Annotated in this window: 18 protein-coding genes and 2 tRNA genes; 1 reads left to right on the top strand and 19 read right to left on the bottom strand. The window is 40.7% G+C overall.

Translation table 11 applies throughout. The annotated features are described in order from the left end of the window. Positions 1-550: 550 nt before the first annotated feature. From sufB to ACORHU_RS03900, 19 genes are all read right to left on the bottom strand, one after another. A complete protein-coding gene (gene sufB / locus ACORHU_RS03990) occupies positions 551-1963 on the bottom strand; it encodes a Fe-S cluster assembly protein SufB (protein ID WP_000797050.1) in 1413 nt (470 codons plus the stop codon). 57 nt (positions 1964-2020) lie between these two features. Continuing rightward, positions 2021-2461, bottom strand: coding sequence for a Fe-S cluster assembly sulfur transfer protein SufU (gene sufU, locus ACORHU_RS03985; RefSeq protein WP_001218467.1), 441 nt, complete (start codon positions 2459-2461; stop codon positions 2021-2023). Next, a complete protein-coding gene (locus ACORHU_RS03980; RefSeq protein WP_434364930.1) occupies positions 2448-3674 on the bottom strand; it encodes a cysteine desulfurase in 1227 nt (408 codons plus the stop codon). The genes sufU and ACORHU_RS03980 overlap by 14 nt, the downstream gene beginning before the upstream one ends. A gap of 10 nt (positions 3675-3684) precedes the next feature. Then, positions 3685-4947, bottom strand: a complete 1263-nt coding sequence (gene sufD / locus ACORHU_RS03975) for a Fe-S cluster assembly protein SufD (RefSeq protein ID WP_000159668.1) — start codon at positions 4945-4947, stop codon at positions 3685-3687. 27 nt (positions 4948-4974) lie between these two features. After that, positions 4975-5745 carry a Fe-S cluster assembly ATPase SufC gene (sufC, locus tag ACORHU_RS03970; protein ID WP_000114489.1) on the bottom strand — a complete coding sequence of 257 codons (771 nt, stop codon included), beginning with the start codon at positions 5743-5745 and terminating at the stop codon, positions 4975-4977. Positions 5746-6009: 264 nt separating this feature from the next. Beyond that, a complete protein-coding gene (locus ACORHU_RS03965) occupies positions 6010-6204 on the bottom strand; it encodes a DUF3272 domain-containing protein (RefSeq protein WP_001081602.1) in 195 nt (64 codons plus the stop codon). A 27-nt stretch (positions 6205-6231) separates the two neighbouring features. After that, a complete protein-coding gene (gene dnaX / locus ACORHU_RS03960) occupies positions 6232-7887 on the bottom strand; it encodes a DNA polymerase III subunit gamma/tau (protein ID WP_434364928.1) in 1656 nt (551 codons plus the stop codon). After that, on the bottom strand, positions 7887-8384 hold the full coding sequence (locus ACORHU_RS03955; protein WP_153197536.1) for a GAF domain-containing protein: 498 nt from the start codon (positions 8382-8384) through the stop codon (positions 7887-7889). The genes dnaX and ACORHU_RS03955 overlap by 1 nt, the downstream gene beginning before the upstream one ends. Before the next feature lie 85 nt (positions 8385-8469). Further along, positions 8470-9672: a 30S ribosomal protein S1 gene (rpsA, locus tag ACORHU_RS03950; protein ID WP_153197534.1), complete on the bottom strand. Its 1203-nt coding sequence runs from the start codon at positions 9670-9672 to the stop codon at positions 8470-8472. 161 nt (positions 9673-9833) lie between these two features. Further along, positions 9834-9905, bottom strand: a tRNA-Gln gene (locus ACORHU_RS03945). A gap of 9 nt (positions 9906-9914) precedes the next feature. Then, positions 9915-9995: transfer RNA gene (locus tag ACORHU_RS03940), tRNA-Tyr, on the bottom strand. A 49-nt stretch (positions 9996-10044) separates the two neighbouring features. After that, a complete protein-coding gene (locus tag ACORHU_RS03935; protein WP_000037120.1) occupies positions 10045-10275 on the bottom strand; it encodes a DUF2969 domain-containing protein in 231 nt (76 codons plus the stop codon). Between the two features lie 98 nt (positions 10276-10373). Next, complete coding sequence (locus tag ACORHU_RS03930; protein WP_434364926.1) at positions 10374-12341, bottom strand: peptide ABC transporter substrate-binding protein; 1968 nt, start codon at positions 12339-12341, stop codon at positions 10374-10376. Between the two features lie 22 nt (positions 12342-12363). Beyond that, entirely contained in the window at positions 12364-13386 is a 1023-nt protein-coding gene (locus tag ACORHU_RS03925) for a branched-chain amino acid aminotransferase (RefSeq protein ID WP_434364925.1), read from the bottom strand. A 107-nt stretch (positions 13387-13493) separates the two neighbouring features. Continuing rightward, positions 13494-14660, bottom strand: coding sequence for an ATP-grasp domain-containing protein (locus ACORHU_RS03920; RefSeq protein ID WP_434364923.1), 1167 nt, complete (start codon positions 14658-14660; stop codon positions 13494-13496). A gap of 12 nt (positions 14661-14672) precedes the next feature. Further along, entirely contained in the window at positions 14673-15413 is a 741-nt protein-coding gene (locus ACORHU_RS03915; protein WP_434364922.1) for an esterase family protein, read from the bottom strand. A gap of 20 nt (positions 15414-15433) precedes the next feature. Beyond that, the gene (locus tag ACORHU_RS03910) at positions 15434-16258 is read right to left on the bottom strand and encodes an alpha/beta hydrolase (protein WP_434364920.1); all 825 of its coding nucleotides are present in this window, start codon (positions 16256-16258) and stop codon (positions 15434-15436) included. Positions 16259-16394: 136 nt separating this feature from the next. Then, the gene (thiI, locus tag ACORHU_RS03905; RefSeq protein ID WP_285306524.1) at positions 16395-17609 is read right to left on the bottom strand and encodes a tRNA uracil 4-sulfurtransferase ThiI; all 1215 of its coding nucleotides are present in this window, start codon (positions 17607-17609) and stop codon (positions 16395-16397) included. An 8-nt stretch (positions 17610-17617) separates the two neighbouring features. Next, a complete protein-coding gene (locus ACORHU_RS03900) occupies positions 17618-18760 on the bottom strand; it encodes a cysteine desulfurase family protein (RefSeq protein ID WP_434364918.1) in 1143 nt (380 codons plus the stop codon). 138 nt (positions 18761-18898) lie between these two features. On the opposite strand from ACORHU_RS03900, the gene ACORHU_RS03895 reads away from it, so the two are divergent. Further along, entirely contained in the window at positions 18899-19330 is a 432-nt protein-coding gene (locus ACORHU_RS03895; protein WP_000073948.1) for a DUF6556 family protein, read from the top strand. Positions 19331-19347: the final 17 nt, after the last annotated feature.

Here is a 19347-nt window from a genome sequence, read left to right as displayed (position 1 = left end):
AATCTTTGTTTTCAAGATATTACCAATTCATTAGGTTATCTGTGCTAGTCTGATTCTTTTATGTCAATTCCTTCTGATGCATGGTATAGGGAATAAGAAGTATCTTTCATCATTCACAAATAAAAACATAGTTTTATTCGCTACCATGACCTACATCCGCCACAATATATTTGAATAAGTATAGGGTTTGAATTGATTAGAGAACGGGTTTCAAAGTGCAAGTTTCTGTTGGATTAAGAAAAATATCAAAATAAAGAACATACTTGCTATTAGTAGCCCCTTAGACATTGTATCCTGCCTTGAACTGACTACTTTATATATTGTATTACTTCGTCCTCACAACAATATATCAAAAGTCAAAAGCGCTTAGGAAAAAACTCTATTTCATGAGAGAATACAATAAATCTTCCCACAATAAAACGCATAATATCAAGTTTTTGGGGCACCTGATATCATGCGTTTTCTGTTCTTAAAATATTTTTTCTCAGTCTCTTTTTGTTACAAGTTCATCTTCACAGTTCTTGATTTTGGGTAAATCTAAAATCAAATTTTACCCAACTGATCCTTCCATTTCGTAGCTAATCAAGCGGTTAAGCTCAACGGCATATTCCATTGGAAGCTCTTTTGTGAAAGGCTCTACAAATCCCATGACAATCATCTCAGTTGCCTCAGACTCTGATAAACCACGGCTCATGAGGTAATAGAGTTGTTCTTCTGAAATCTTAGATACTTTGGCTTCGTGTTCCAAAGCCACTTGCGAGTTGTGAATTTCATTAAATGGAATGGTATCAGATGCTGACAAGTCATCCATGATAATGGTATCACACTCGATGTGAGAAACAGATTTCTTAGAGTTCTTGTTAAAGGTGACCTGTCCACGGTAGTCAACCTTTCCTCCGCCTTTAGCGATGGATTTAGACACGATAGACGAGCTAGTATGTGGAGCGTTATGGATCATCTTAGCACCCGTGTCTTGGTGTTGCCCTGCATTGGCAAAGGCAATAGAAAGCATAGTCCCACGCGCCCCTTCTCCATCTAGGTAAACAGATGGGTATTTCATAGTCGTTTTGGCACCCAAGTTCCCATCAATCCACTCAACAGTAGCATCTTTTTGAGCCTTAGCACGCTTAGTAACCAAGTTATAAACGTTATCAGACCAGTTTTGGATGGTTGTATAACGCATATAAGCTCCATCCAAGGCAAAGATTTCTACGATGGCGGCGTGCAAGCTGTTGCTTGAATAAGTTGGCGCTGTACATCCTTCTACGTAGTGGACACTTGCTCCCTCATCAACGATAATCAAGGTACGTTCAAACTGACCAGTATTTTCGTTATTGATTCGGAAGTAAGTTTGAAGTGGAATATCCACTTTCACACCTTTTGGTACATAGATAAAGGTTCCACCTGACCATACTGCCGAATTGAGGGCAGCCAACTTATTATCTGTTGGTGGTACCAACTTAGCAAAGTATTGTTTAAACAAGTCTGGGTATTCCTTGAGGGCAGAATCCGTATCTGTAAAGATAATCCCCAATTTCTGGAACTCTTCCTTCATATTGTGGTAAACCACTTCTGACTCATACTGGGCAGAGGCACCAGCTAAATAAGCACGCTCAGCTTCAGGAATCCCGATACGTTCAAAGGTTTCTTTAATCTTTTCAGGAACATCATCCCATGAACGGGCTGGTTTATCAGATGGTTTTTGGTAGTAGATCAAGTCATCAAAATCAATTTCTGACAAGTCTGCTCCCCAAGTTTGCATAGGCATTTTTTTGAAGGTTTCATAAGACTTCAAACGGAATTCTAGCATCCACTCAGGTTCTCCCTTTGCAGCTGATAGCTCACGAATGACATCTTCATTCAATCCTTTTCCTGTCGATAGGACAGGCTCTACATCATCATGGAAACCAAATTTATATTCACCAAGGTCAATTGGCTTTGGTTCTACTCTTTCTTCAGCCATAATATCCTTTCTTTCATTCTTCATTTCTACTAATTCATAAGGCAAAAGAAACTTGCCTTAGTTATTTTCTTGATTTTCAATTGTTTTCTTCAGGGCATTCCAAGCTAGGGTTGCACACTTGATTCGTTGAGGAAATTTGGCAACACCTGACAAGAAGGCTGCATCGCCTAGTTGGTCTTGACGCTCATCTTTTTGCCCTTGAACCATTTCAGAAAAAATAGTCGCAAGTTCTAAAATTTCTTGCTTGGTCTTACCCAAAACGGCATCTGTCATCATGCTCGCAGAGGCAGTCGAGATGGTACAACCTGAGTTTAGAAAAGCGATATCCTCTAAGCGGTCATCTGCATCAAACTTGACGGAGAGATTGATAACATCTCCACAGGTCGGATTGTTGAGACTGATTTGTTCAGCGTCTTCTAACTTCCCTTGGTGATGTGGATTTTTCGAATGGTCTGCTACCACTGCCATATAAAGGCTATCTAGTTTAGAAAGTGCCATTGAAAAACTCCTTTGTCTTTTGTAAGGCATCGACTAGCTTATCGCAATCTGCCTTGGTATTGTAGATATAAAAACTTGCACGAGCTGTTGCTGGGACATCCAAATACTGGAGCAAGGGTTGAGCGCAATGGTGACCTGCTCGAACAGCCACTCCTTCATAATCCAAAGCAGTCGCAAGGTCGTGAGGATGAAGGTCGCCTAGGTTAAAGGCAATGACACCTGAACGTTGAGCCAAGTCCTGTGAACCATAAATGGTCAGTCCTTCAATCGCCTGCAGTTTTGGATAGACGTATTCAATCAGTTCCTGTTCATGGGCTTCAATTGCATCCATACCAATCGTTTCCAGGTAATCCACTGCTGCTGCAAGTCCAATCGCACCTGCCATGTTAGGAGTTCCAGCCTCAAATTTCCAAGGCAATTCCTTCCAGCTAGCAGACTGCTCATAGACGAAATCAATCATTTCACCGCCGAATTCAACTGGTGACATTTGTTCTAGATACTTTTTTTTGCCGTAAAGAACACCAATACCAGTTGGACCAGCCATCTTGTGACCTGAAAAGGCAAAGAAGTCCACATCCAAGTCCTGAACATCAATCTTCATATGAGGCGTAGACTGAGCACCATCCGCCACCATAATAGCTCCAACTTGGTGGGCTAATTGAGTGATTTCTTTGATTGGATTGACCACACCAAGAACATTTGAAGCGTGAGCTAACGAAACAAACTTGACTCTATCAGTCAATTTAGCTCGCAAATCATCCATATCCAGAGCTCCGTCCTTGAGATAGACATAGACAAGCTCTGCCCCAGTCTTACGGCAGGCTTCCTGCCATGGAATGATGTTAGAATGGTGTTCCATGACAGAAATCAAAACCTGGTCTCCCTCAGTCAAGACTTCCTCTGCAAAGCGCGCCACCCAGTTAAGACTGGTTGTCGTTCCTCTAGTAAAGAGAACTTCCTTTGTAGAGCCTGCATTGATAAACTTACGAATTGTTTCACGAGCGGCCTCATAAGAAGCTGTCGCCCTTTCAGCCAAGGTATGAACACCTCGGTGAACATTGGCATTATCCTGTTCATAGTAGCGGTTAATCGTCTCCAGAACTGCTAGTGGTTTTTGTGTCGTCGCAGCATTGTCCAAATAGACCAATTGTTCATCGTTGACAATCTGGTCTAAAATTGGAAAATCCTTGCGAATAGCTTCTACATCTAACATAGGCTACCCCTTAGCGTTTTGACAATTTTTCTTCGATAGTCGCAATCATTTCATCACGAACTTCCTTGACTGGAATCTCCACTATAACAGATCCAAGGAAACCACGGACAACCAAACGTTCTGCAGTTGCCTTATCCAAGCCACGGCTCATGAGGTAGTACATGTCTTCTGGATCTACCTGACCGATAGAAGCTGCGTGCCCTGCAGTTACGTCATTTTCATCAATCAAAAGAATTGGATTGGCATCTGAACGAGCTTGGTCTGAAAGCATGAGAACACGACTTTCTTGTTGCGCATCTGCTCCTTTAGCACCTTTGATGATGTGGCCAATACCATTGAAAGTCAAAGTTGCTTTTTCAAGAATAACCCCATGTTGCAGGATATTTCCGATTGAGTTGCAACCATAGTTAGTTACTCGGGTATCAATCCCTTGTACCTGACGGCCACTTGAAAGAGCTACTACTTTAAGATCTGCATGGCTACCATTACCAATCAAGTCACTATCAAAATCAGCAACGACATTTCCTTCGTTCATGACACCGATTGCCCAGTCAATACTTGCATCGTTGCCTAATTTACCACGACGGCTAATGTAGGCAGTGACGTTTTCACCTAGACGGTCAATCGCCGCAAACTTCACTTGAGCTCCAGAACGCGCAATCACTTCAACAGTAATGTTTGCAGTTGCTTTAGCACTTCCTTCACCGCGTGACTCTAAACGTTCTAGATAACTAATCTTAGAGTTTTTACCAGCGATAATCATAATATGCTTGTTAAACGGCACATCGCTATCGCTGTCTTGGTAAAAAATTCCTTCGATAGGTTCTTTAATCTCAACATTATCAGGAATGTAGAGAACAGCACCACTATTGAAATAAGCTGTATGGTAGGCTGCCAACTTGTCATCGTCATACTTGACAGATGACATGAAGAATTCTTCTACGAGTTCTGGAATTTCTTCTAAAGCTGAATGGAAGTCTGTAAAGACAACACCCTGTTGAGCCAACTCAACTGGAATTTGCTCAAAAACAGTTTGAGTTCCTACTTGCACCAACTTCAAGTGGTTATCTAGTGCAGTGAAATCTGGAACATTTGCTGATGGCTCACTTTCTGTAATCGTTCCATCACCCAGATTCCAACGGTGGAATTTGACACGCTCAATAACTGGTAATTCCAAAGTCTCAATCTTGTCAAAAGCTTTTTGACGGAGATCAGCCAACCAGCTTGGTTCAGCGTGCATTTCTGAAAAAAGTTGAATATTTTCTTTAGTCATTTACTTCTCCTAAAAGATACGAGGGAATTACAATTCTTCCTTGTAGTCGTAGCCAAGTTCTTCAGCTAGTTTTGCGTATCCTTCACGTTCCAAACGCGCAGCCAATTCTGGACCACCTGAAAGGACAACACGACCTTCCATCATGACGTGTACCACATCAGGTGTGATGTAGTTCAAAAGACGTTGGTAGTGAGTGATAATCATAGCACCAAAACCTTCACCACGCATAGCATTGACACCTTTAGACACAACCTTAAGAGCGTCAATATCAAGACCAGAGTCAATCTCATCCAAAAGGGCAAAAGTTGGTTCCAACATCAAGAGTTGAAGAATTTCATTACGTTTTTTCTCACCACCAGAGAAACCTTCATTGAGGTAACGCTCAGCCATTTCTTCTTTCATGTTGAGCAATTCCATCTTCTCGTCTAGTTTAGTAATAAACTCGCGAACTGAAATCTTTTCATCATCCTCTTTTCCAGCATTCATAGCTGCACGAAGAAACTCAGCATTGGTAATTCCAGGGATCTCTGATGGGTATTGCATAGCAAGGAAAAGTCCCATACGCGCACGCTCGTCAACTTCCAATTCAAGGATGTTTACGCCGTCAAACAAGACTTCACCTTTGGTAACTTCATAGTTTGGATTTCCCATGATAGCGGCAGAAAGAGTCGATTTACCAGTACCATTTGGCCCCATGATAGCGGCGATTTCGCCTGTTTTCAGGGTCAGGTTAACCCCTTTTAAAATTTCTTTTCCTTCAATCTCAACGTGAAGATCTTTGATCTCTAATACTGACATGATAGTTCCTTTCTTTTTCAAGACCTTTACAGTGCTTACTAGAAACATACTAGTTGTCTCTAGAAAATACAGTAATACTCAATAAAAATCAAAGAGCAAACTAGGAAGCTAGCCGCAGATTGCTCAAAGCACTGCTTTGAGGTTGCAAATAAAGCTGACGTGGTTTGAAGAGATTTTCGAAGAGTATAAAAGGTCAATAAATATACTTTTATAGTATAACAAAAAAAAGCCTAAAAGGCTTTGATTTTGTCTAGAAGCTGAGGATTAGTCTTTTCCTTTTAAATGTTGGTCAATGACATCTACAATCTTGCCCATCAAATAACTAACTCGAAAATTTCTAAAGAGCAAAATGGCCCAAAACGCTGCCATAATATAGCGACCAGTCATCCAGGCTTCATTGAAAAAATAGGTCTCAGCAGCTGTAAACAGCGCTATGATAATAAATTGTTGTCTATTCATAAACTTATTGTATCATGAAATCTTTCTTTAGTCTTCCTCTACCTTCACTTTATCAGCCAAAAATTCAAATCCTTCTGGTATCAGACTTTCTTCTGCTTCTTTTTCAGCTTGAGAAGATTTAGCTTTAGCTGAAAAGGCTGCACGAACTTCTTTCCATTCCTCCATGGAAATGGCTAAAATCTCAGGTGAAAAACCTGCTGCCTGACTGAGGATGTTGCCAAACATGGTGTTAAGATTGTCTCGTTTCATGGTTTGACCAGCATTGAAGTTAGACTCAAAAGCAAGAATAGCGTGGTGTTCATTGGCCGCAACCGGTTGAGAACCAACCAACAGAGCCTTATCAGGGCCACCTAGACTTTCAATCACCTCTCCCCAGGCATTCTGCAAGCGAATCAGGTTTTGACGTGCTAAATCAGGATTTTCAACGGCCTCTTGTAGGATAGATTGAACTTTATTGCGATCCACACGATAGACTGTCTTGCCCGCTGCTGGGCGACTAGGTGCTGGACTAGTTGGCTTGGGTATAGTTCCTACATTTGCTAGTTCTTGCTTAAGACGCGCAACTTCCTGTCTCAATGCAGAAATTTCACTTTCAACCGCCCCTGAAAGAGCTGGTTCAGGCTTAACCTCCGCCAACCTAATAGTCATCATCTCAGCATAAATCTTAGGTTGCAAACTAGACTTAATATCTGCTAAACTAACTGTCGCCAAACGAATCATTTCAAACAAATTTTCTTGATGAATTGCCAAATTCTCCACAAAGACTGGACTATGATGAGTGTTTTCTCCCCCTGTTTGAACAATTAACAAATCTCTTAAATAGTGCAAAAGGTCGGTCACAAAACGAGTCATGCTCTTACCATTCTCAAAAAGAAGATTCAAGCAAGACAAAGCCTTGGGAACATCCTGCTGAGATAAGGCAGCCACATAATCATCCAAGGCTGATAAGCTAATGGTGCCAGTAATTTCTTCAGAGATGGCAGTCGTCAGCTCATTTCCCTGTGTCAAACTTAGGGCTTGATCCAAAATAGACAAGGCATCCCGCATCCCACCTTCAGCGCGTCTGGCAATGATTTCCACAGCCTCTGGTTCAGAACTGATATTTTCTTTTTCTAAAATATAGTGGATATGTTCCTTAATATCCTGTGTCTTAATAGATTTAAACTCAAAACGTTGCACACGAGATAGAATAGTGGCAGGAATCTTGTGCAATTCAGTAGTGGCCAAAATAAAGACCACATTCTGTGTGGGCTCTTCCAGCGTCTTTAGGAGGGCATTAAAAGCCCCTGTAGACAGCATGTGAACCTCATCTATGATATAGACCTTATAACGGGCAAGACTAGGCGCATAGGTAGATTTATCACGAATTTCACGGATTTCATCAACCCCATTATTAGAGGCCGCATCCATTTCAATGACATCTTCTAAACTACCGTCCGTCACTGCTTGACAAATATAGCAGTTATTACAAGGTTCCCCACCCACTTGATTGGGACAGTTCATAGCCTTGGCAAAAATCTTGGCTACACTGGTTTTTCCCGTTCCACGAGGACCAGAAAAAAGATAAGCGTGACTTATTTTTTCTTGTTCCACTGCTTGTTTAAGAGTCTTAGCCACAACTTCCTGTCCAACCAACTGGGAGAAGTTTTGACTTCTATATTTTCGATAAAGTGCTTGATACATTAGGCTTTCTCCCCAAACATTGTAAAGTCCCATTCTGTCTTTTCAAGCAAAATAGCGACAAATTGTTCCAAATAATCTCGATCCATAGCATCATAATCATCAATCTCTGAAGAATCCAGATCCAGAACTCCAAGTAATTGACCATTCTTTATCATCGGCACAACAATTTCACTTTTAGCACTACTATCACAAGAAATATAGTTGGGATAAGTTGTCACATCTCCAACCAGAACAGTTTCCTGAAAGTGAGCTGCCTCACCACAAACACCCTTGCCTAGCGCAATACGGATGCAGGAAACACCACCTTGGAAGGGACCTAAAATCAATTCCTCTCCATCGAACAAATAAAAGCCTGCAAATACGGTATTAGGAAAACGTGATTTTAAAAGAGCGCTGGCGTTGGAAAGATTAGCCAAAACATTACTTTCACCTTCCAATAAAAAAGAGAGCTCTTCATTTAAGATTTGATAACGTGATTGTTTTTCTGATTCTAACATAGAACTATTATATCAAAAAAGGCTTACAGACAAAAGAAAAATCCCTTGTTTAGAAAACAAAGGATTTTGTGAATTTTCAATTTGATTAAAGTTCGATATCACCGAACAAGTCAGCCATTGAGAATCCTGTTTGTGTTTCTGGAAGTTCGAAATCACGTTTTTCTTGACGTTTTGGACGACGTGGACGAGCAGCACGTTTTTCTTCTTTTTGTCCTTCTTCTTGAGCTGGACGCTCTTCAAGAGCTTTGATAGAAAGTGATACGCGCTCTGCATCTGCGTTAACTTCAAGAACTTTAACTTGAACTTCTTGACCAACTTTAAGAGTTTCTTTAGGATTTTCAATACGTTTGTGTGAAATTTGTGATACGTGAACAAGTCCATCGATACCTGGCAATACTTCAACAAATGCACCGAAGTCAGTCAAACGTTTAACTGTTCCTTCTACTACATCACCTTTAGCCAATTTTTGCTCAACGCCATCCCATGGTCCAGGTGTTGTTGCTTTAAGTGAAAGTGATACACGTCCTTCTTCTTCGTTAAGATCAAGGATTTTCACTTCAATTTCTTCACCAACAGTTACAACTGATTTTGGTGATACGTTACGTTCGTGTGACAATTCAGTCAAGTGAACCAATCCATCAACACCACCAAGGTCGATGAAAGCACCGAAGCTTGTGATACGTGCAACTTTACCAGTTACTACATCACCAACAGCCAATTTACCGAATACTTCAGCGCGAGCTGCTGCTGTAGCTGCTTCAACAACTTCACGACGTGAAAGGATGAAGCGGTTTTCTTTAGCGTCAACTTCTTTGATTTTAGCATCAAATTCTTGACCTACAAAACGCTCAGTGTTACGTACAAAACGAGTATCCAACATTGAAGCTGGGATAAATCCACGAACACCTTCAAATTCTACTGAAAGTCCACCTTTAACGGCACGAGTTCCTTTAACAGTAACAACTTCTTCTTCGCGACCAACAAGTTTGTCCCATGCTTTGCGAGCTTCAAGGCGTTTTTTAGATACAAGGTATGTAACTGTATCAGTATCTTTACCAACTACTTGACGAAGTACAAGAACATCCAATACTTCTCCTACTTTAACAAAGTCATTGATATCTGCATCGCGATCGTTTGTCAATTCGCGAAGAGTCAAGACACCTTCAACACCAGTTCCAGAGATTGCAACGTTAGCTTGAGTCGCATCAACTGTCAATACTTCAGCACTAACAACATCACCAGTCTCAACTTGGCTAACGCTATTTAGCAAATCTTCAAATTCGTTCATCTAAAAAATCCTCCAACAATCAAGTTTTTCTTAAACTTGACATACTTATAATTTTTTTCCTAAGCACCCGCAAGGACATGTTCATATCGTTCACGTCTTTCAATTATAAAAATAAAATACCCTAAGATATTTTGCTTTTTATCTTGATCATTACCTAAGAACTGGGGTAGCTGGATTCGAACCAACGCATGAGGGAGTCAAAGTCCCTTGCCTTACCGCTTGGCTATACCCCATTAATGAAATGGAGAGAGAGGGATTCGAACCCCCGAACCCGAAGGAGCGGATTTACAGTCCGCCGCGTTTAGCCTCTTCGCTATCTCTCCTACAATCAACATGGACTATTATATCATGAAAATTTCAAAAAAACAAGACTTATTTTGCTAAATTATAATTTTCAATCAAAATTTCCACAGCTTTTTCCAATTTTTTATAAAAACTATCGACATTCCCATTCTTTATGATGGCAAATTGTCCATCTAATTCGGCAATTTCTCCGATAACTTTTTTACCAATAGTCAATGTATAACCTTCAAAACTGTCTTTTCCTACACTAACTTTAGCATCTGCTACTTGAATTTCGATTTTTTTATCTTTCTTACTCATTTCTTACCTCTCTTCACTTTTTCTATTTTACAAGAAAATCCCAAAACTAGCAAGAAAAAACTCTATATCATTCTGAGTCTGATATAGAGTTTTCTGCTTTATTTAATGTGTTTTTCTAGTTCTTTTTGGTACTTACCGTTTGATTCCAATTTTTCTTTTTGCCATTTTTTCAGTGCTTCTTCATATTCTTTTGTCGTAACGATATCTTTTTGCAATTTCATTCCTTTAAAGATATATGGGTCACCCTTAATACCAACTTGTGAGTATGGTTTTGAGAATGGCACGACATTACTTACAACTGGAGAACCACCAGATGAAGCTGTTGGCATCAATAATGAACTATCTGTCAACCAAGCTTGAGCTTTGGCATATTTTTCATAGCGTTCTTCAAGATTGCTAGTTTCTGAATCTGCATCATCCAATAATTTCTTATACTGGTCCAAACCAATCTTAGCTACGACATCCTTGTCTTTTCCTTTCGTGATACCTAGGTGTTTCATAGCAGAACCTGATTTAGGATCCATGATAGTTAAATAAGATGCTGGGTCTTGGTAGCTTGGAGCCCATCCTGTACTGTTCAAGTCATAGTCTTTTTGAGAAGGAACACGCGCTTGTGAAGTGATTGTTTCCTTTTCATTATCTGTCATTTGAAGAACGTCGATGACAACATTTTCAGCACCAAGAGTTGATTCAATTGACTGTTTGAAAGAGTTGCTTTGTTGAACGGCGATGGTATCTGTCTGTTCAACTGGGACATCCAAATGAATTGGGAAGCTTACCCCTTTAGATTCCAAATCTTTCTTAGCTTTTTCGAAGGCTGCTTTAGCCTTGTCAGGATTGTAGATAGAATCCTTACCATCAACTAGCTCAACACCTTTCCATTGGTCCCCATAGTTCACCAACTCTGCTTGAGCGATTTGACCAAAGTTCTTACCACCTGCTTGCACAAAGTTATCTGGAACTAAACTGTTACGAATAATCTTATCCGCACCGTCTTCACCATTTAGCTGGGCAGCATAAGAATGACGGTTGAAGGCAAAGTTAATAGCCTGACGGAAGTCCTTATTAAGCATAGCTTCTTTTGTAGAAGTCTTTTGTTCTTCACTTGTTTTCGCAGTTTTATTATATGACTGACGATTTACGTTAAAGGTGAAGTAATAACTACTTGAGTCCTGTGGGCTATAAGTGATTTTATCTCCGTATTGCTCTAAAGTTGAAGCAAAGTTTGAACTACTTGGGAAGAGACGAGCTGTCGTATAAGCACCCGAAGAGAAGCTACGAATCAACGATTCCTGATCAGAACCATCGTAGTAAGTCAATTTAATCTTCTCGATTTTTACATTTTCTTTATCCCAGTAATTTGGATTTTTCTCGTATTCGATCAACGATTTAGAAGTCAAGGTCTTCAAGAAATAAGGACCATTATAGAGAATCCCTGCTGGAGTAACTGCTCCATAATCTTTACCTGATGCCTTCAAAAACTCTTCATTTACAGGCAACATCGTCGCTGTTGTAACTTTAGAATTCCAGAAGCTTTCTGGTTTGTTTAGGGTATACTCGACTGTGTAATCGTCCAAGGCCTTGACACCAACTGTAGAGAAATCATTAGTCTCACCAGTCATGTAGGCATCCAAGCCCTTGATTGAATTTTGAATGAGAGAGACACCGTCTGACTTACCGTCAGCTACGTGTTTCAATCCTGTTACAAAGTCATGGGCTGTTACTTCTGCGTATTCTTCACCTTCTGAAGTGTACCATTTCACTCCTTTACGAAGTTTATAGGTATAGGTCAAACCATCTTTTGACACAGACCAATCTTCAGCCAAGGAAGGAATAACATTTCCGTATTTGTCATTTTCCATCAAACCATCAATAACATTTCCAATAACATCTGTCGTTGATGTCCGAGTCGCTATACTGTAGTCCAAAGATGCTGGATCTACTGCATAGACATAAGAAAATGTTGTTGGTGCATCTGCTTCTTTATCAGCTTTTCCACAAGCTACTAAAAGAGCTGTCGTGCTCAGGACCACTCCTGCTGTTAAGAGCCACTTTTTCGATTTCATAAAAAATCTCCTTTAATTTATTTTAATCTACTTTTACAATCCAACCTTCTGGCGCTTCAATATCGCCAAACTGAATACCAGTCAATTCATCATAAAGTTTACGTGTAATAGGCCCCACTTCGGTTTCACTATAGAATATATGGAAATCATCTCCATGTTGAATACCTCCAATTGGGGAAATCACTGCTGCTGTACCACAGGCACCTGCCTCTACAAAACGGTCAAGGTTATCAATCGGGACATCCCCCTCAATAGGAGTTAAGCCCAAGCGATGTTCTGCCAAATAAAGCAAGGAATACTTGGTAATAGATGGCAAGATAGATGGACTCAATGGTGTTACAAACTCATTATCAGCTGTAATTCCAAAGAAGTTAGCTGATCCGACTTCTTCAATCTTTGTATGAGTTGATGGGTCTAGATAGATAACATCTGAGAAATGACGTGACTTGGCCAATTTACCTGGCAAGAGACTGGCAGCATAGTTCCCACCAACCTTAGCAGCACCTGTACCATTTGGTGCTGCACGGTCGTATTCATCCTGAATCAAGAAGTTGGTTGGAACCAAACCGCCTTTAAAGTAATTTCCAACTGGCATGGCAAAGATGGTGAAAATGTACTCTTCTGCTGGTTTAACCCCAATAATATCTCCGACACCAATCAAAAGTGGACGAAGATAAAGGGTTCCACCTGTTCCATATGGTGGTACATATTCTTCATTGGCGCGGACAACTGCCTTACAAGCTTCTACAAACATGTCTGTCGGAACTTGTGGCATCAAGAGACGATCACAAGTACGTTGCAGGCGTTTAGCATTTTCATCAGGACGGAAAAGTTGAATACTACCATCCTTAGTACGATAAGCTTTCAATCCTTCAAATGCTTGTTGTCCGTAGTGGAGACTTGGAGAAGACTCTGAAATATGCAAAGTTGCATCCTCTGTAAGCTCTCCTTGATTCCATTGTCCATTTTTAAAATGAGCAATATAGCGATAAGGTAATTTCATATAGGAAAAACCGAGATTTTCCCAATCAATCGTTACTGTCATATTCCACTCCTTATTCTAAAAACCTATTTCTTTTATTCTACACTATTTTTCTAAAATAGCAAGCATATTTTGTAATTTTCAGAAAATTTCTTCAATAACGAGAGTTCTTATTCTTGACGTTGTCCGAAATCTGCAATCATCTGCTCCATTTCTTGTCGACTAGGAGTCGTCAGCATATAAAGGTAATCTCCTTGAAGTTCCGCAAAAGCCGCTGGCATGATTTTCTTAACCTTGAACTGCTGACTGTATTTAGAAAGCAAGTCCTCCTCAGAATAGACATAGTGAGCATTTGCACGGCGAGAAGTAGCCAAACAATACTGAGGTTCAAAGTCTGACGCTGGGAACTCTTCTCCTGCGACAATGGCTGCATATCCACGATAGAGGTCCAAGGAATGGGCAAAGTTATAAACATCAATGGTAAAACCACCTGCAGGGCGGTTATTGTACTCGATGGCAATGTAATCATCCCCTTCACGGAAGAACTCGATATGGAAGAACCGTTCTTTCATACCAAATTCCTTGACGATTGCTTCCCCATATTTGCGCAGTTTGGGATCCATATCCTTGAGAACGTAGTAGGAATTGTCCATCTTGTAAATCATGAGATCAAGCGGTGTATAGGCGTAGTCAAAGGTTGTTGAAAAGACAATTTTACCATCCTTGTCCACGAGCCCGTCAAAAGTACAGATTTCGCTAGAGGTGACAAATTTCTCAAAGAAATAAACGGTTGAATAATCCCACTCAGCCTTGAAGTGATTGATGTCATCTTCTGTCTCAAGCTTAAAGGTTGCGGCTGCTCCGACTCCATTATCAGGTTTGGCAATCATTGGAAGGCCAATTTCTTTCACAGCTTGATCAACATCATCTTCCGTCTTGATAATAGCTCCAGGTACCACAGGGACACCTGCTTTTTTGAAAAGTTTCTTCATTTCAGACTTGTATTTAGTCTTTTTAAGATCTTCGGGTTTGGCACCAAAAACATTGAATTGTTCTCTGAGTGTTGCGTCTAGCTCAAGCCAGTATTCGTTATGGGATTCGATGCGGTCAATTGGGCCATGTTTATAAAAGAGAAAAGCAGCTGCACGTTTGACTTCATCTATATTCTCAAGGTTATCTACACGGAAATACTCGGTCAGGCTATTGCGTAAAGGTTCATCCAATTGCTCGTAAGGTTCCTGACCAATTCCCAATACGGTAATGCCTTTATTGGCTAGCTCAATGGTAAACTGTTGAAAGTTTTGTGGATAGTAGGGAGAAATAACAAGGTAATTCATAGGTAACTCCTTTTATAAATAGAGATTGCCAAGGAAATAAGGCATTTGTCTGCGCCACCATTCCCAGTCGTGAGCGACATCATGTCCCCATTCAGCAAACCAGGCTGGAATTTGTTTCTGGTCAAAGGCTTCTTTAAGCTTGTAGAAAGATGGTAGACCGTCTTGTTCCCAGGCTCCAAGCCCCGTACACAGCACAATCTCCGCCTGACGGTAACGGTCAATAAACCAACCGTCATTCTGATTCCAAATATAATCTACTGGCGAGTTTTGGTAAATTACATCATCATTGTAGTAATCTCCAACGAAGAAACGTGCGTCATAAACACCACTAAGAGCAATCACCTTGGTAAAGACATCTGGATGCTGGAGGAAGAAATTGAGTGCATGGTAGCCCCCCATTGAGCAACCTGTCGTCATCATGCCATCAAACCAATCTGTCTTGTGCTTGATAAAAGGAATGGCCTCCTCAATCACATAACGTTCGTAGGCACGGTGCATTTCCGCTTGGTCATGAGCATTTTTCCAAGTAGCCAACCAGCTCTCACTGTCCACACTGGATAGGGTAAAGAACTGGACACGGCCTTCCTCTATAAAGGAAGCACAAGCATCAATCATGCCAAAATCATAGTATTCATTGTGACTACCACCTGATGAAGCAAAGACCACAACTGGAATCCCAGCATGCCCATAACGGTTGAGGTACATTTCTCGGTTGAGGTGGCCACTCCAGTGGCTAAGATGTTCTATATGCATTGGCTTTCTCCTTTCCTAACTTACCATTTTTCTGCAAAAAATCTCAGACAGTCTGGTAAGTTCTCCGACCAAGGGATTTCACTGTGGATAGCACCAGACTGAACTTTCAAGGCAAGATTATCCAGATGAACTCCCCCAGCAATCAAATCATGGTAATAGCGAAGCGACGAGTCAATATAGGCTTGTTTGATATTGCCAGCCATCAAGGTCTTGTCTGTATCATCTGCTTCCTCTGTTCCTACATAGATGAAAATCCGCTGGTCAGGCGATAGTTTCTTGCGCTCGATATAGCGATTAAAGGATTCTTGGTGGAGCCAGTTTGCAGATGAAAAGACCCCTAGACAACCAATTTGGTCTTGGTATTCTAAACCGATAAACTGGGTAATATTGCCACCTAGTGAGGAACCAATCATAGCCGTATGCTGTCGATCAGCTTTGGTACGGTAGGTCTCATCGATAAAAGGTTTGACCACCTCCATGACAAACTCGGCATATTCCACACCCTTACCACCAAATTGCTGTCCTGGGATAGGAGATTCTTGGAACTTCCAAGCCGCATACTCATTCATACGCCCCATGGCATCATTGTCAATGGCAACGACAATCATGCGACTGATATCAGGATTTCGTTTAATGGCTGGGATAATCTTCCATGAGTGACCAATGAAAGACTCCTTGCTATAAAAAACATTCTGCCCGTCATGAAAGTAAACAACAGGATAAGAACGGTTCGTGTCTTTCTCATAATCTTTAGGAAGAAGAACACGTACACGGCGCTCCTTACCAGTGTAAGGAACCTTGAGTTTGTGTTCTTTCATTTTTAAATAAAAGTAGGATTGATTCATTGTCAGAAAACTCTCTATATTCAAAATTTTATCTCATTATATCATAAAAATAGAAAAAAAGTTAGTTTTGCTTCCATTTTTGGAATTAAAAACTAACTTTTTCATTTATTTTTCTAAATTCTTCTGGATTTTCTGATTAGAGCAGATTGTCAATCAAGTCATCTACTTCATCTTTTTCAGTTTGAGGTGTAATCTCAGTAATCATAATCCCTGCCACCGCTCGCTCAACTAAGCCCTTAACATCCATCCGTTTTTCATACTGCTCTGCATTTTTAATCTTAGGATTGGTCTTAGGACGGTCAGGTGCAAAAATCGTACAGCAGTCTTCAAAAGGCTGGATAGAAATATCAAAGGTATCGATTGCTTGAGCGATGTCAATGATTTCCAACTTGTCCATGGTGACCACAGGACGAATGACTGGAGTGCTGGTCACAGCGTTGATAGTCTGCATGCTTTCCAAGGTCTGGCTAGCTACTTGACCAAGACTTTCCCCATTGATGATAACCAAACCATTTCGTACCTCACGAATACGATCGGTAATCCGCATCATAAAACGGCGTGTCAAGGTCATGAGGTAGGCTTCTGGTGCTTTAGCCTTGATTTCCTCTTGAATCTCTGTGAAAGGAACTTCTATAAACTGGATATTGCCCCCAAACTTGGTTAATTTACGAGTCAAATCTTGGGCTTTTTTAAGAGCACCAGGACTCGTGTAAGGTGGGCTGGCAAAGTGAACTGCCTCAATATCTACCCCTCGTTTAAGAGCTAGATAACCCGCCACAGGTGAATCAATTCCTCCTGATAACATGAGCATGCCTTTACCAGAACTTCCCACAGGTAATCCTCCTGCTCCACGAAAGGTTTCATAGGAAATATAAGCCGCTTCCTCACGAATCTCAACCTGAAGATTAATATCTGGATTTTTCATCTGAGCTTTCACGTTTGGAATAGTCTTGAAAACAGCACTACCAAGAGTTTGATTGAGTTCACGACTATCAAGTTCAAAGGTGTGGTCGCTACGCTTACCAGTGATTTTAAAGGTCATCCCTTCCTTGTAAGTTTCTTTCATAATCTCTTGGACAGCAGATTTAAGAACTTCCACAGACTTTTCGACTTTATAAACGGGAGAAAAGTTTTGAATCCCGAATACTTGTTTGAGGGATTCTGCTACTGCGGTGTAATCAGCTCCATTGAGATAAGCGTGGGCACGATCGCGATCTGCGGTTACCTTAACTTGGGGATAGATAGACAAAACGTCTGAAATATTATGACGAAGTTTATTGATGAAGCGCATACGATTTTTGTGTTTGGTTGACAATTCTCCATAACGAATCATAATTTCTGAATACTGCATAAATGCTCCTATCTTACTTTTCTAGTTTGATTGTAAATCAATTTTAGCTTAGTCAAAAACTGCTCGACCTGACTCATATCATTTTCAAGGTCTAGGCTTAGGCGAACAGCTGACTGGGCCTTGTCCTTATCCACTCCCATGGCAATCAGAGTTCCTGCAGGTTTCCCAGCCTTGGACGAACAAGCAGAGGTCGTTGAGATGAAAATATCATAGTCTTCAAAGGCGTGAACAATAACTTCACCACGAACACCCTTAATTCCAAAAGTTAGAATATGAGGGGCAAAATCTTCCTCATCAGAGAAGACAAAAATATCTGGATAGTCCAGAAGGGCTTGGCGAATAACAGATTTCATCTGCCCTGTCTTGCTTGTAAAAATATCTAGCTTTTCCATAGACAAACGGAGGGACTTAGCTGTCGCTGCAATTCCTGCCACATTTTCAGTTGTCGAACGATAATCTCGCTCCTGACCACCACCTGTTAAAAGAGGCGTAATCTTCTTGCCAGACTTGATATAGACAAAACCAACACCACGAACTCCGTGGAACTTGTGACCAGAGAAAGTCGCGAAATCCACTCGTTCTGTCAGATACTTTTCAGTCGGAATCTTGGCAAGCGCCTGAACCGCATCAACGTGGAAGGAAATAGTCGGCTTGTCTGCCAAGAGTTCTGAAATAGCCTCAATAGGTTGGATAGAACCGATTTCATTGTTCACAGCCATGACGGAAACAAGGGTCGTATCAGGTCGTATCAAAGCTGCTAACGCTTCAAGATCCACAAATCCTTTCTCATCTACCGGAGCAAAATCCACTTCAAATCCTTGACTTTTCAACCAGAGGGCTGACTCTTTGACTGCCGGATGTTCAATGGCTGATACAATGATGTGCTTTCCAAACTGAGCCTTTTCAAAGGCCACACCCTTGATGACCCAGTTATCTCCTTCTGTCCCACCAGAAGTAAAGAAGATTTCATCGCTTTTCTTACCGATTAAATCTGCAATCTGTTGGCGAGAAGCATCTAAGATTCGTGTTGCCTGGTCTCCCAAAAGATGGAGACTAGATGGATTTCCTAAAATTTTTGAAGCCACCTGCATATAAGTTTCAAGTGCTTCAGGATAGGGCTTGGTCGTCGCCGAATTATCAAAGTAAATCATGTTTTCTCACGCTTTCTAAAATCACTTCCTCTATTGTATCATGAAACGGAGCTTGCGACAAGAAAGGGCAATTCCTCTTTTTTTAAGATTTTTTTAAAGAAATGCGGTATAATAAATTTTAATTAAAGGAGAGAATGCATGTCTAATTATCGTAGAACTTCAAAACCAAAAACAGAACACATCAAAAAAGGCTTTACAGTCTTTCAAAAAACCGTTGCGACTATCGGTAGTATCCTTGGCTTGATTACCGCAAGTATCACGATCATGAACGCCTTGGATAATAACAAAAATACTAAAAAAGAACCTACGACAAGCCAGACGACAACAATTGTCAAAGAAATTCAAAAGGAATCCCCTCAGGAAAATACTAGTCCAAATAAGGAAAATAACACTTCTCAAGAAAAAACACAGCAAGAGGAAACACCAAAAGCTAGCGTCAAGGAAGAGAAAAAAGAAGAGCAGAAAGCAGCAACTCAGAACTCTACTACACCTGCCACAAGTAAAACCGCCGATGAAAATGAAAAACAATCCAATACTCCAACTTCAGAAAATAAAAGCAATCCTCAGTAAGCACTTGATTTAAGAAA

The organism is Streptococcus sp. KHUD_015, from assembly GCF_051106265.1.
Classification (GTDB): domain Bacteria; phylum Bacillota; class Bacilli; order Lactobacillales; family Streptococcaceae; genus Streptococcus.
Note: the sequence above shows the minus strand (reverse complement) of the source record. Positions and strands in the feature narration are given on the sequence as shown.

Excerpts from the sequence above, each read along its gene's own strand:
- sufB (WP_000797050.1), bottom strand. The coding sequence starts at position 1,963 with ATGGCTGAAGAAAGAGTAGAACCAAAGCCAATTGACCTTGGTGAATAT.
- sufU (WP_001218467.1), bottom strand. The coding sequence starts at position 2,461 with ATGGCACTTTCTAAACTAGATAGCCTTTATATGGCAGTGGTAGCAGAC.
- ACORHU_RS03980 (WP_434364930.1), bottom strand. The coding sequence starts at position 3,674 with ATGTTAGATGTAGAAGCTATTCGCAAGGATTTTCCAATTTTAGACCAG.
- sufD (WP_000159668.1), bottom strand. The coding sequence starts at position 4,947 with ATGACTAAAGAAAATATTCAACTTTTTTCAGAAATGCACGCTGAACCA.
- sufC (WP_000114489.1), bottom strand. The coding sequence starts at position 5,745 with ATGTCAGTATTAGAGATCAAAGATCTTCACGTTGAGATTGAAGGAAAA.
- ACORHU_RS03965 (WP_001081602.1), bottom strand. The coding sequence starts at position 6,204 with ATGAATAGACAACAATTTATTATCATAGCGCTGTTTACAGCTGCTGAG.
- dnaX (WP_434364928.1), bottom strand. The coding sequence starts at position 7,887 with ATGTATCAAGCACTTTATCGAAAATATAGAAGTCAAAACTTCTCCCAG.
- ACORHU_RS03955 (WP_153197536.1), bottom strand. The coding sequence starts at position 8,384 with ATGTTAGAATCAGAAAAACAATCACGTTATCAAATCTTAAATGAAGAG.
- rpsA (WP_153197534.1), bottom strand. The coding sequence starts at position 9,672 with ATGAACGAATTTGAAGATTTGCTAAATAGCGTTAGCCAAGTTGAGACT.
- ACORHU_RS03935 (WP_000037120.1), bottom strand. The coding sequence starts at position 10,275 with ATGAGTAAGAAAGATAAAAAAATCGAAATTCAAGTAGCAGATGCTAAA.
- ACORHU_RS03930 (WP_434364926.1), bottom strand. The coding sequence starts at position 12,341 with ATGAAATCGAAAAAGTGGCTCTTAACAGCAGGAGTGGTCCTGAGCACG.
- ACORHU_RS03925 (WP_434364925.1), bottom strand. The coding sequence starts at position 13,386 with ATGACAGTAACGATTGATTGGGAAAATCTCGGTTTTTCCTATATGAAA.
- ACORHU_RS03920 (WP_434364923.1), bottom strand. The coding sequence starts at position 14,660 with ATGAATTACCTTGTTATTTCTCCCTACTATCCACAAAACTTTCAACAG.
- ACORHU_RS03915 (WP_434364922.1), bottom strand. The coding sequence starts at position 15,413 with ATGCATATAGAACATCTTAGCCACTGGAGTGGCCACCTCAACCGAGAA.
- ACORHU_RS03910 (WP_434364920.1), bottom strand. The coding sequence starts at position 16,258 with ATGAATCAATCCTACTTTTATTTAAAAATGAAAGAACACAAACTCAAG.
- thiI (WP_285306524.1), bottom strand. The coding sequence starts at position 17,609 with ATGCAGTATTCAGAAATTATGATTCGTTATGGAGAATTGTCAACCAAA.
- ACORHU_RS03900 (WP_434364918.1), bottom strand. The coding sequence starts at position 18,760 with ATGATTTACTTTGATAATTCGGCGACGACCAAGCCCTATCCTGAAGCA.
- ACORHU_RS03895 (WP_000073948.1), top strand. The coding sequence starts at position 18,899 with ATGTCTAATTATCGTAGAACTTCAAAACCAAAAACAGAACACATCAAA.